This window comes from Herbaspirillum sp. UBA812 (assembly GCF_002296545.1).
GTDB classification, from domain to species: Bacteria; Pseudomonadota; Gammaproteobacteria; order Burkholderiales; family Burkholderiaceae_D; genus Herbaspirillum; species Herbaspirillum huttiense.
Map to the genome: position 1 here is coordinate 1 of NZ_DBIC01000104.1, position 11,352 is coordinate 11,352.

Sequence of the window (11,352 nt, forward strand, 5' to 3'; positions counted from 1 at the left end):
GCCACAAGCGGCGGTGACCTCCATGCCGTCCAGGCGGATCTTGAGGCGGTCGGCAGCGAAGCCATTGAGGACCGGCAGCGCCGAAACGCCGCCTGCTGCGGCGCTGGCGTAACCGGGTTGATCGGCCAGCAGCGCAGCGCTGTCAGCGTTGAGCGGCGCCGTTGCGGCAGGCTTGTCACCGCGCACGGTCACGGTTGGCAAGGGCGCATCGGCCGCATCAGAAGTGGTCTGGGCCAGGGCATGGCCGCAAGCGCTGAACGCCAGCGCGATGGCGCAGGCACAAGGAGTGAGTTGCATGGAAATCCCCAGGGTTGTCGTTATTGTTCTGCCTGTCTGTGCAGGCAAGTACAGCGGGCGATTATGGCCAAGCAAAACGACGAGGGAGTGCGACATATTGTCGCGCGCGGCACGACAGAATGACGAAGGCGGCGCTCAGCAGCCCGGGGAGCGGGTGTCGGCGGCTGCGTCAAATTGACGCAGCCTTTCGACGATGTGTAGCGTCAGTGCTTGAGATAACGTTCGGCCAGCGTTTCGTACAGCGGCGGTGCGAATACCTTGGAGACCGCCGAGGCGATCAGCGCGGTGGCCATCAGCGAGATCACCAGCGCATGGCCGTCGACCATTTCCATCACGATCACGAAGGCGGTGATCGGCGATTGCGTGACGGCCGCGAGGTAGCCCACCATGGCCAGCGCCACCAGCATCGGCAGCGAGGTGCCGCCGAAGAGCAGGTGCAGCAGGTTGCCGAAGCCGGCGCCGATGGACAGCGAAGGCGCGAAGATACCGCCCGGCAGGCCCGGCAGGTAGGAGCCGATCATGGAAGCGAACTTGAGGAAGGGATAGAACACCGACAGCCCCTGCCCGTCGTTGAGCAGGCCATGCGCCTGTTCGTAGCCGCTGCCGAAGGTGGCCCCGCCGGCGGCCACGCCGATGACCGCGACGATGAAACCGCACAGCGCCGCGAACGCCACCGGACGTTCGGCGCGCAGCGTCACGACGGGGGCAGGAATCCAGCGGGTCGGATTGAGGATGAGCCAGCAGAACAGTCCGCCGGCCACGCCCATCAGTACCGCGGTCACGACCACGGCAAGGATCAGGCGGCCGCTGGTTTCGCCAGGGAAGGCGATGGAGCCGAAATAGGTGTAGTTGCCATTGATCGACAGCGCCACCAGGCCGGCGAAGATGATGGTGGTGATGACCACGCCGCTGGCGCGCTGTTCGAAGCTGCGCGAGAGTTCCTCGATGGCGAAGACGATGCCGGCCAGCGGCGTGTTGAAGGCCGCCGCCAGGCCGGCGGCGGCGCCAGCCAGGATCAGGCGGCGCTCCATGTGCTCGTATCCGGCCGGATACAGGCGGCGCAGGTTGTACATGATGGCCGCACCGATCTGCACCGTCGGTCCTTCGCGCCCGATGGTCATGCCGCCGGCGATGGCCACCACCGACAGCACGATCTTGCCGGCCAGCACGCGGATGGACAGCAGCACGCTGCCGCGTTCAGCGGTATCTCCATGCAGGGTGGCGATAGCCTGCGGGATGCCGCTGCCTTCCGAGCCGGGGAAGTAGCGGCGCGTGAGCCACACGCAGGCGGCACAGACAGCGGGCGTGAGCAGCAGCGGCAGCCAGGGCGACCTGTGTTCGATGCTGCGGAAGACGCCGAAGCCAAGTTCAATGGCCTGTGCATAAAGCACCGCGACCAGGCCGACGATGATGGCACCGCTCCAGAGGATGCCGTATTCGACCCATAGCCGGCGCAGATGACTTTTGGAGAGTTGGTAGAGGCTCAATTGGCGTTCCTGTTGTTGTTCTGTTGATGCAGAGATGCAAGATGCAAGATGCAGACATGCGTGGATGCAGCGATGCATCCTCATGGACACGGCCTGTGCTGCGAAAATCCCGCCGCATGGCCGCACCATGAAAAAAGCCCGCGTGAGCGGGCTGGCAGGCTGACAGCGACTTGCCTCAATCGGCGGCGCTGTACTGTTCCTTCTTCTGGATGAACTCGATCTTGTAGCCATCCGGATCGGTGACGAAGGCAATCACGGTCTTGCCGTGCTTCATCGGACCGGCTTCGCGGGTGACCGCGCCGCCCTTGGCCTTGACCGCCTCACAGGCGGCGTAGGCATCGTCGACCTCGATGGCGATGTGGCCGTAGCCGGTGCCCAGGTCATAGGATTCGGTATCCCAGTTGTGGGTCAGTTCGAGCACGGTGTGATCGCGTTCTTCGCCGTAACCGACGAAGGCCAGCGTGAACTTGCCGTCGGGGTAGTCATTCCTGCGCAGCAGTTTCATGCCCAGCACCTGGGTATAGAAATCGATGGAACGGTCCAGATTTCCCACGCGCAGCATCGTATGCAACATTCTCACTTGGCGACTCCTTTTCATGGCTAACGTGAAGCAAGCCGACATTATCCCCGATTTGCCGGACGCTCGCCGAAGGCCCTCCGCGCAGGCGCAGAACATCGCGGGCGCACTCAGTCCTGATCGGTCCCGCGCAGACGGTGGATCTGCTCTTCCAGCGCACTGATCCGATACTGCAATCGGCGCTCCGTGCTGATGTCGACGATCAGTCCGTACCAGCGCACGATGCGGCCCTCGCTGTCGCTGTGGGGTGAGGCACGGCTGCGCATCCAGCGCCATTGGCCGTCCGGCCAGAGCACGCGGAATTCGGTGCGGAAGGGGCGCCCCGTGGGCAGGTTGGCCAGCCATTCCTGACGCACCCGCAGGCGGTCTTCCTCGGGCATGCGCCCCAGCCACTGCTGGTGGCGCTGGGCGGTGGTCAGCTCGGGCTGCCATTCGAAGGTCGGGCCAATGTAGTCGATCACGCCTTGCGCATCGGCGGCCCAGGGGATGTTGGGACTGAGGTCGATGGCCCGATGGAAATGTTCTTCACTGTCGCGCACGGTACGCTCGGCGGACACGCGCGCAGTGATGTCCACCGCCGAGCCTGAGATGCCCAACAATTCACCCAGGTCGCTGCGCACCACCTGGAAGGCCAGCAATGAGGTACGTCCGGTACGCGAATTGAAGAATTCGGTGGCGGCAGGAGACGCGCCGTCGACCACCTCGGCCACCATCTGCAACAGCGGGCGATGTTCGCTGCGGTTCAACAGGTCGATGACCGGGCTGCCCTCCAGCTCGGTGCCAGCATAGCCACCGAGCAGGTCGATCATCATGGCATTGGCGCTGACCACGCGCAGCAAGGGGTCGAGGAAGCACAGGCCAACCGGCGCGCTGCGATAGAGCGAATCGAGCTGGTGCCAGCGCTGGAAGGGCGAGGTATCGATCCCGGCACTGTGGCGCGACCACACGCCGCGCTCGCCGATCAGCCGTGCCGCATCGGCCAGCGGAGCAGGACGGCCGAGATGGAAGCCTTGCCCAAATTCGCAGCCCATGCGCTTGAGGAGATGGGCGTGGTGTTCAGTCTCGATGCCTTCGGCGACCACGTGCATCTTGAGACTCTGGCCCAGGCCCGCGACCGCCAGCACGATGCGGAAGCTGTCCGGGTTCTGGTCCATGGTGCGTACGAAACTGGCATCGATCTTGATCTCGTCGAAGGGATAGGACTGCAGGCGCGTCAGGCTGGAATAGCCGGTGCCGAAATCATCCAGCGACAGGCTGGCCCCGGCCTGGCGTGCGGCCAGGATGGTCTGCAAGGTGCGCTCGTGGTCCTGCACCAGCACGGTCTCGGTGATCTCCAGTTGCAGGCGCGACATGGGCAGGCCATGCTGATGCATCACGGCGGCCAGACGGTCCAACAGGCTGCCGTCGAGGAACTGGCAGGGCGACAGGTTGATTGCCAGGCGCAGCTCCGGGGGCCAGTGGCGCAGGGAGGCGGCCACCGTGTCGAGCAACTTGAGCAGCAGGACATCCAGTACGCCGCCGCGTTCGGCGATGTCGATGAAATCGATGGGGGAAACCACGCCGCGCTGCGGACAGGTCCAGCGCGCCAGCATCTCGAAACCGGCAATGCGGCCGCTGCGCAGATGCACCAGCGGCTGCAGCGCCGGCCAGAGGTGGCCGGCGTCGAGGGCGGTCCGGATGTCATCGGCGGCGATGGGGGCCATCATCGGGGGGGCGTCTCCTTGCTGGTTGGCAATGCGCGTTGCTACGTCATTCTGACGAAACGATCAGCCTCATTATGCTGACAAATTACCAATCTGCTCGTCATTGTGTAGCGTTTTACTGACGCTTTGCTTGCCTACGGCCGCTTTTCTGCGCCCCACGACAAAAAACGGGCAACCCGACAAGGTTGCCCGTTTTCCTCAAGATGGCTTGCGCCCGGATGTCCTGCCGAAGAACCGTGGTCCTCCGCCCTGCTCATCGGCCGTGATCAGCGGCCATAGTAGGAGTAGTAATCCGGACGGTCGTCGTAACGATAGGTACGTACCTCAGTCCGTTCCACGTAACGCACCGGACGCGGAGGCGGCGGGGCATAGTAGCGCGGCTGCTCGTAGACCACCTGCTGCGGCGGCTGGTAATACACCGGCTGCGGGGCCTCATAGTAAACCTGTTGCGGCGGGGCCTGATAGACCGGTGCCGGCTGCGAGTTGGCGATCAGTGATCCGATGGCGACGGCACCGATGATACCGGCAGCAATCGCCACGCCGTTGCCGCCCCGGTCATGCGCCATCGCAGGCGTGCTGACGACGGCGGCCGAAGCCAGAAGAGTGGTGGCGATCAATACCGATGCGATTTTTTTGCTGGCCATGATTGGCTCCTGTCAAAGAAGTCCGCGATCTGTCGCGGCACGATTCCAATATAAGACAGGTTCAGCTTGAAACTACGGAATATGAAACTTCGTTACAGTTCTTACGGGTGGCGCCGCGGCTGTAATAAAGTGCAACAGCCGCATTGCTCGCCCTGTACGGGCCTCAGGCCTGGCGCGCGGCCAGCAGGTTGGCCAGGGCCACGAACTGTTCCACCGGCACCGCTTCCGGGCGCGCCTGCGGATCGACGCCGGCCTGGCGCAATTCGTCTTCCGTGAAGAGGCCCGCTACGCAGTTGCGGATCACCTTGCGGCGCTGGGAGAAGGCCTTGGTGACGACCTGCTCCAGCAAGGCCTGCTCGCAGGCCATGGGCTGCGCCAGCGGGATCATGCGCACGATGGCCGAATCCACCTGCGGCGGCGGATCGAAGGCGGTAGGCGGCACCACGAACAGCAGCTCCATGTGATAGCGCCACTGCAGCATCACCGACAGGCGGCCATAGGCCTTGCCGCCTGGTTCGGCGACCATGCGTTCGACCACTTCCTTCTGCAGCATGAAATGCTGGTCCTGCACCTGCGGGGCGATCTCGGCCAGGTGGAACAGCAAGGGGCTGGAAATGTTGTAGGGCAGGTTGCCGACCACGCGCAGCTTGCGGCCTTCCGGCACCGGGATGCTGGCGAAATCGAACTTGAGGGCGTCAGCTGAATGCACGGTCAGGCGCTCGGCGCTGAACCGTTTCTTGAGGCGCTCGACCAGGTCGCGGTCCAGTTCCACCACGTGCAGGTGGCGCAACTCTTCCAGCAGCAGCGCAGTCATGGCCGCCAGGCCCGGGCCGATCTCGACCATGGCATCGTCGGCGGCGGGCGCGATGGAGCGGATGATGTCGTGCAGCACCACGTCATCGGTGAGGAAGTTCTGGCCGAAGCGTTTGCGCGGGATGTGTTTCATGGTGGTTCCAGTGGGTTCTTGCAATATCAGGCGGCGGCCCGGCGGCGCGCCATGTCGGCAGCGGCACGGATGGCTACGCACAGGCTGCCATGGTCGGCGTGGCCGAGGCCGGCGGCGGCCAGGTCCAGGGCAGTGCCGTGATCGACCGAGGTGCGGATCAGGGGCAGGCCGAGGGTGATGTTGATGCCGTGGCCGAAGCTGGCGAATTTCAGGACCGGCAGGCCCTGGTCGTGATACATGGCCAGGACGCAATCGGCCTCTTCCAGGTACTTGGGCTGGAACAGCGTGTCTGCGGGATACGGTCCCCGGGCATCAATGCCGCGTGCACGGGCCGCTTCCAGCGCGGGCGTGATGACCTCGATTTCTTCGCGGCCCAGATAGCCATTCTCACCGGCATGCGGGTTCAGGCCCGTGACCAGGATGCGCGGACGGGCGATGCCGAACTTCTCGCGCAAGTCGGCTTGCAGAATATCGAGCGTGCGCGCCAGGCTCTCGCCGGTGATCGCGGCCGGTACGTCCTTCAAGGCCAGGTGCGTGGTCGCCAGCGCTACGCGCAGGTGCGGCGCGTCCCCGCCGGCCAGCATCATCACGACTTGCGGCGTGTTGGTGACCTCAGCCAGGTATTCGGTGTGGCCGGTGAACGCCACGCCGGCATCGTTGATGGTGCTCTTCTGCAGCGGCGCGGTGACGATGGCGGCGAAGGCGCCGGACAGCGCGCCCTGCACGGCCAGGTCCAGTGTCTGCAGCACGGCACGGCCATTGCGTGCGTCCAGCACGCCGGCACGCACCGGTTCGGCCACCGGGCAATCGATGACGGTGAGGCAATCGACCGGAAAATTGGGCAGGCCGCTGTTGCGCCAGGCCTGGATGGAGAGCGCCGCAACCCGCATCTGCGGATCGATCTCATAGGCCGTCTGCGCCAGCAAAGCGGCGTCGCCCAGCAGGATGCAGCGCGCTTCGTGGCGCAGCTCCCAGGCGGCCCGCAGGGAAATTTCCGGACCGATGCCTGCCGGTTCGCCGCAGGTCAGCGCGAGGATGGGTCGGTTCATGGCGGTGTCACTCATGGCCTGTATGGGAAAAAACGGGCTTCAAAAAGGCAAGGGCCGGCGACAAGGCCGGCCTCTCTTGCACGCATGGGGACAGCCCGCTGGCTGCCCCTGCCGGTGCGGCGATCAATCGTCGTTGCGATACTCGACGTAGGCGCGGTCACGGATCTGGCGCATCCAGTCCTCGGTGGCTTCCTCGATCTTGCGCTCGCGGATGGCCTGGCGCGCGGCCTGGCGGGTGCGCTCCTTGGAGGCATCGTCGGTCTTGCGCTCGACCACCTGGATAAGGTGATAGCCGAACGGGGTTTCGATGGGCTGGCTGACTTCGCCCGGCTTCAACTGATCCATGGCGCGCTCGAACTCGGGCACGGTATCGCCCGGATAGATCCAGCCGAGGTCGCCGCCCTTGGAGGCGGACAGGTCATTGGAGTACAGCTTGGCCAGTTCCTCGAAGGTAGCCGAACCGTGGTCCAGGCGCTCCTTCAGTTCGGTCAGCTTGCGCTTGGCTTCGGCCGCGGTGACGACCTGGTTGACCTTGATCAGGATGTGGCGCACGTGGGTCTGTTGCACGGCGGGGGCGGCTGCCTGGGTGCCACCGGCGGCGCGGCGGCCGACCAGCTTGAGGATGTGGAAGCCGTTGCCGCTCTTGAGCAGGCCGCTGACCTGGCCATCCTGCAGCTTGGCCACGCCATCCAGGAACAGTTGCGGCAGGCGGTCCGCCGGACGCCAGCCAAGGTCGCCACCGGACAGGGCATCCGACGAATCGGAGTACGCGGCGGCGGTCTTGGCGAAATCGGCACCGGTCTTCAACTGGCGCAGCACGTCTTCGGCACGTTCACGGCGGGCGGCCAGCTGTTCGGGGCTGGCGTTTTCCGGCACGCGGATCAGGATCTGGGCGATGTCCAGTTCCTGACGCTGGCCGCCGGCATTGGCTTCGGCGGCGAGGTAGTTGTCGATCTCGGACTCGGTGACCACCACCTTGTTGTCCACTTCACGCTCGCGCAGGCGCTGGCTCAGGATTTCGCGGCGGATCTCTTCGCGGAAGCTGGCGTAGTTCATGCCCTCGGCTTCCAGGCGGCTGCGGAATTCCGGCATGGACAGTTTGTTCTGCTCGGCGATGCGCTGCATGGCGCGATCCAGCATGGCATCGTCGACCACGATGCCGTTTTCCTTGGCCATTTGCGCCTGGGCACGTTCGACGATCATGCGCTCGACCAGCTGGCGCACCAGTTGCTGGCGCGGCGGCAACTGCACATTCTGCGAGGCCATGCGCTTTTCGACGCTGGCCAGGCGCTCGGCGACTTCCTGGCGGGTGATGACTTCATTGTTGACCACCACCAGGATGGAATCCACCGGGCGCGGCTCATTGCGCCCGCTGGCTGCAGCCGGCGCGGGGGCAGCGGGTGCCGCCGCAGGGGCGGCAGGCTTGCTGGCGGCGGGTTTGGCGGCTGCCTTGGGCGAGCCCTTGGCCGGTGCCGACGGCGCGCTGCCGGTGGTTTCCGGCGGGGTTACCGGGATGATGGTGGTCGCGAACTGCGCATGCGCATTGCTGATCACGCCCAGCATGCACAGCAGCGCGGTCACTGTTTTGGTTGTTGCGAGGAGTGGTGTACGCATATTACGCATGGACTAATCGTTGGTTCGAAAAAGGTTAGAAGTTGTTGCCGGGCATGGTATCCGGCAGGTTCACGTTCTGGTAACCGGGCACGCTGCTCTTGATGGCATCCAGCGGGTTGGACCCGATCTTGGAGAGGCCATTGAGTTCGAGCTGAATGAAGAAGCCCGTCGATGCCTTGGTGGACGAGGTCGGGATGCGTTGCGCCACCACCCGGAAGACCCAGCAGTCGGCCTTGTACTCGAAGCCGGCCAGGCCTTCGGCCACCGTACGGTCCGGAATCGAATAGTTCACGCGGCCGACGGCGTAGATGCGCTGGGTAATCGGCCACTGGCCCGACACGTCGACCTGCTTGAGCGGATCGAGCACGCCGGTGTAGGGGTTGATGTAGGTGCGATCCAGGCGGTATTGCAGGTTCAGCACGCGCTTGGGGGCCGGCTGCCAGCGGATGCCGAAAGTGGAACGCACGATCTGGCGCAAGGTCTCGCTGTACTGCACCGTGTTGTCGGTGGAGAACTCGCGGGTGATCTGGCCACCCAGGGCCATCAGCAGGTCGGATTTGCTGCCCAGCGTGGTGGTCGTGGTGCCGCTCACGGCGACCTTGGGATCGGCGAAGTAGTAGCGCTGGCCGATGGCGGCACGCAGGCGCTCCAGGCCGTTCTCCTCGATCAAACGAGAAGTGACGGCGGCGGTCAGCTGGTTGGCGTCGCTGATGCGGTCGTGGCCTACGAAGCGGTTCTCGGTGAAGATCTGTGCGAAGTTGAAGTCGGCCAGGCCGGAATCGAACACCGGATACTGCGACTGGTCGCGGTAAGGGGTACGAACGTAGAACAGGCGCGGTTCCAGCGTCTGCGTCACGCTGCGGCCGAACAGGTTGGCGTCACGCTCGAAGATCAGGCCCGAGTCCAGCGACACCGTCGGTACGGTCCGCGTCAGGTTGGTCGGCTGACCGGCCGAGACGTTGTTCAGGTTGTAGCTGGTCGCATCCAGGATCACCTTGGGCGTGATGAAATAGCCCGGGCGGATGATGGGATAAGACACCGACTGCGTGACGTAGGCACGGTCGCCGCCGATCAGGTCGCCGCTGGAGAAGCGGGTGAAATCGGCGGTGGTACTGAAGTCGAATCCGCCGATGTCGTAGCGGTTACCCGTGAAAGTGATCTGCGGCACCCGGTCGTAGGGCTTGCCGATCGGTGCGTTGACATCCTGCAGCAGCTGGTACTTGGATACCAGTCCGGTCACGCTCCAGTAGGTGCTGGCGTAGCTGAGGCTGACGTTACGCGGCAGCAGGCGCTGCGTACTGCCCGTGATTGAGTGCGCGAAGTCCGACGGATAGTCGTTGTCAGAGGCCTTGTTCAGGTTCCAGGCCAGCTGCAGACCGGGTGCCAAGGTCTGATTGTGGATCGAGGAAAGCGAATAGCGGCCGGTTCCGGTGAGCTGGTCCTGGATACCTTCGACGTTGGTAATACCGCTGTAGGTATCGCCGATGTATCGGGTTTCCGCGCCCATCTGCAGACCCCGGCGTGCGATGTACTTCGGCACCAGCGTCAGGTCATAGTTGGGTGCCAAGTTGAAGTAGTACGGCACCGAGATCTCGGCACCACCGGTACTGGTCATGCCGATGGTCGGCGGCAGCACGCCCGACTTGCGCTCCCCCGACAGCGGGAACGTCATCCAGGGCGAACCCAGAATCGGTACATCCTTGAAATACAGCAGCCCGCCATGCATGGTGCCAATATCGCGGCCGCTGTCGAGGTCCATGGTGTTGGCGCGCAGATACCAGTCGGGATCCGGTGCCTCGCAGGTGCTGTAGGTCCCCTGCGTCACCTTGGCCTGGTCGTCCGACAGGAAGTCGATGCGCTCGGCCTTGCCGCGCCCGCCGTTCTTGCCGATCAGGTAAGTCGGATTGGTCACGTAGCCGGCGCCGGTGCCCATGTTCATCTCGGCGTAGTCGCCGGTGTACTGGTCCTGCAGGCGCTGCATCCAGACGTGGCCGGTGGCCTCGACTTCATCCTGGATGATGCGGTATTCGGCCTTGTCGGACTTGATGGTGGTCGCTGCCTTGACCAGCTCCACGTCGCGGTCCAGGTTGACCTGGCGGTCGGGACGGCCGGTCATCTGCTCGGCGCTGACATTGACCGGGGCGTCCTGGTCCTGTGCGGGCGGCGTGGCAGGCGCAGCGGTGGGCATGCTCATCTGGGCGTGCACCGACAGCGGCAGGAGGGCCGAGGCCGAAGCCACTACCATTGCCGAAGAAAACAGACGCGCCAGCCGCCAGTTGACAGTACGTTCAGTGAAAGACTTGGAAAACCGGATCATGAAAAGAGAGGCTAGATACCGTGCAGGCGGATTTTTTGGGTTTAATCCCTTATTATATGGGAACTCAACCTCGTCAAACGATTTCCTCAGATAGTTCATGTCTTCACCTGGTTCCACCCCCGATCTCCGCCTGTCCGAATTGCAAGCCTGGCTGGCCACCCTGGCCGATACCCCGGTGCTGTCCTCCACCCTGCGCCCGGCCTCGGCCGACGCCAGCTTCCGCCGTTATTTCCGGGTGGACACACCCGACGGCGGCAGTGCCATCGTGATGGATGCCCCGCCGCCGCAGGAAGACGTCCGTCCCTTCGTGAAGGTCGCCGGCCTCTTCGGCGAGACCGGGGTGACCGTGCCGAAGGTACTGGCGCAGGATACCGAGCGCGGCTTCCTGCTGCTCTCGGACCTGGGTTCCACGACCTACTTGTCGCAGCTCTCGGCCGACAGCGCGCACGCACTATACATGGATGCGATCGAGGCCCTGGTACTTTTACAAGCGCAAAGCAAGCCCGAGGCCCTGCCCGAATACGACCGCCCGCTGCTGCTGCGCGAGCTAGAACTGTTCCGCGAGTGGTATATCGGCAAGCACCTGGGCGTCACCCTCACCGACGAGCAGAACGCGGTGCTGGACAAGACCTTCGACGCTATCCTGGCCAACAACCTGGCGCAGCCCCAGGTCTACGTGCACAGCGACTACCACTCGCGCAACCTGATGGTGCTGCCC

9 protein-coding genes and 1 pseudogene are annotated in these 11,352 nt (G+C 64.3%); 1 reads left to right on the forward strand and 9 read right to left on the reverse strand.

Features of this window, described 5'->3' with window-relative positions; all coding sequences use genetic code 11:
• The 9 genes and pseudogenes from B3873_RS06585 to B3873_RS06625 all read right to left on the reverse strand — a co-directional run.
• A pseudogene (locus tag B3873_RS06585) lies at nucleotides 1-297 on the reverse strand (TonB-dependent receptor); the annotation flags it as partial.
• Nucleotides 298-500: 203 nt separating this feature from the next.
• Complete coding sequence (locus tag B3873_RS06590; RefSeq protein ID WP_286864770.1) at nucleotides 501-1,784, reverse strand: chloride channel protein; 1,284 nt, start codon at nucleotides 1,782-1,784, stop codon at nucleotides 501-503.
• Between the two features lie 175 nt (nucleotides 1,785-1,959).
• A complete protein-coding gene (gloA, locus tag B3873_RS06595; protein ID WP_039790136.1) occupies nucleotides 1,960-2,364 on the reverse strand; it encodes a lactoylglutathione lyase in 405 nt (134 codons plus the stop codon).
• Between the two features lie 107 nt (nucleotides 2,365-2,471).
• Entirely contained in the window at nucleotides 2,472-4,067 is a 1,596-nt protein-coding gene (locus B3873_RS06600; protein WP_286864771.1) for an EAL domain-containing protein, read from the reverse strand.
• Between the two features lie 263 nt (nucleotides 4,068-4,330).
• A complete protein-coding gene (locus B3873_RS06605; RefSeq protein WP_034335597.1) occupies nucleotides 4,331-4,708 on the reverse strand; it encodes a hypothetical protein in 378 nt (125 codons plus the stop codon).
• A 163-nt stretch (nucleotides 4,709-4,871) separates the two neighbouring features.
• Complete coding sequence (gene rsmA / locus B3873_RS06610) at nucleotides 4,872-5,654, reverse strand: 16S rRNA (adenine(1518)-N(6)/adenine(1519)-N(6))-dimethyltransferase RsmA (protein ID WP_034335595.1); 783 nt, start codon at nucleotides 5,652-5,654, stop codon at nucleotides 4,872-4,874.
• A gap of 26 nt (nucleotides 5,655-5,680) precedes the next feature.
• Nucleotides 5,681-6,703, reverse strand: a complete 1,023-nt coding sequence (gene pdxA, locus B3873_RS06615) for a 4-hydroxythreonine-4-phosphate dehydrogenase PdxA (protein WP_286864773.1) — start codon at nucleotides 6,701-6,703, stop codon at nucleotides 5,681-5,683.
• A 123-nt stretch (nucleotides 6,704-6,826) separates the two neighbouring features.
• Nucleotides 6,827-8,326 (reverse strand): peptidylprolyl isomerase, encoded by a 1,500-nt coding sequence (locus B3873_RS06620; protein WP_286864775.1) that lies wholly within the window; start codon nucleotides 8,324-8,326, stop codon nucleotides 6,827-6,829.
• Between the two features lie 25 nt (nucleotides 8,327-8,351).
• Nucleotides 8,352-10,634 (reverse strand): LPS-assembly protein LptD, encoded by a 2,283-nt coding sequence (locus tag B3873_RS06625; RefSeq protein ID WP_286864777.1) that lies wholly within the window; start codon nucleotides 10,632-10,634, stop codon nucleotides 8,352-8,354.
• Nucleotides 10,635-10,731: 97 nt separating this feature from the next.
• Here B3873_RS06625 and B3873_RS06630 point away from each other — a divergent pair.
• Nucleotides 10,732-11,352: aminoglycoside phosphotransferase family protein (locus B3873_RS06630; RefSeq protein WP_286864779.1), on the forward strand; the 621-nt coding region annotated here is incomplete at its 3' end.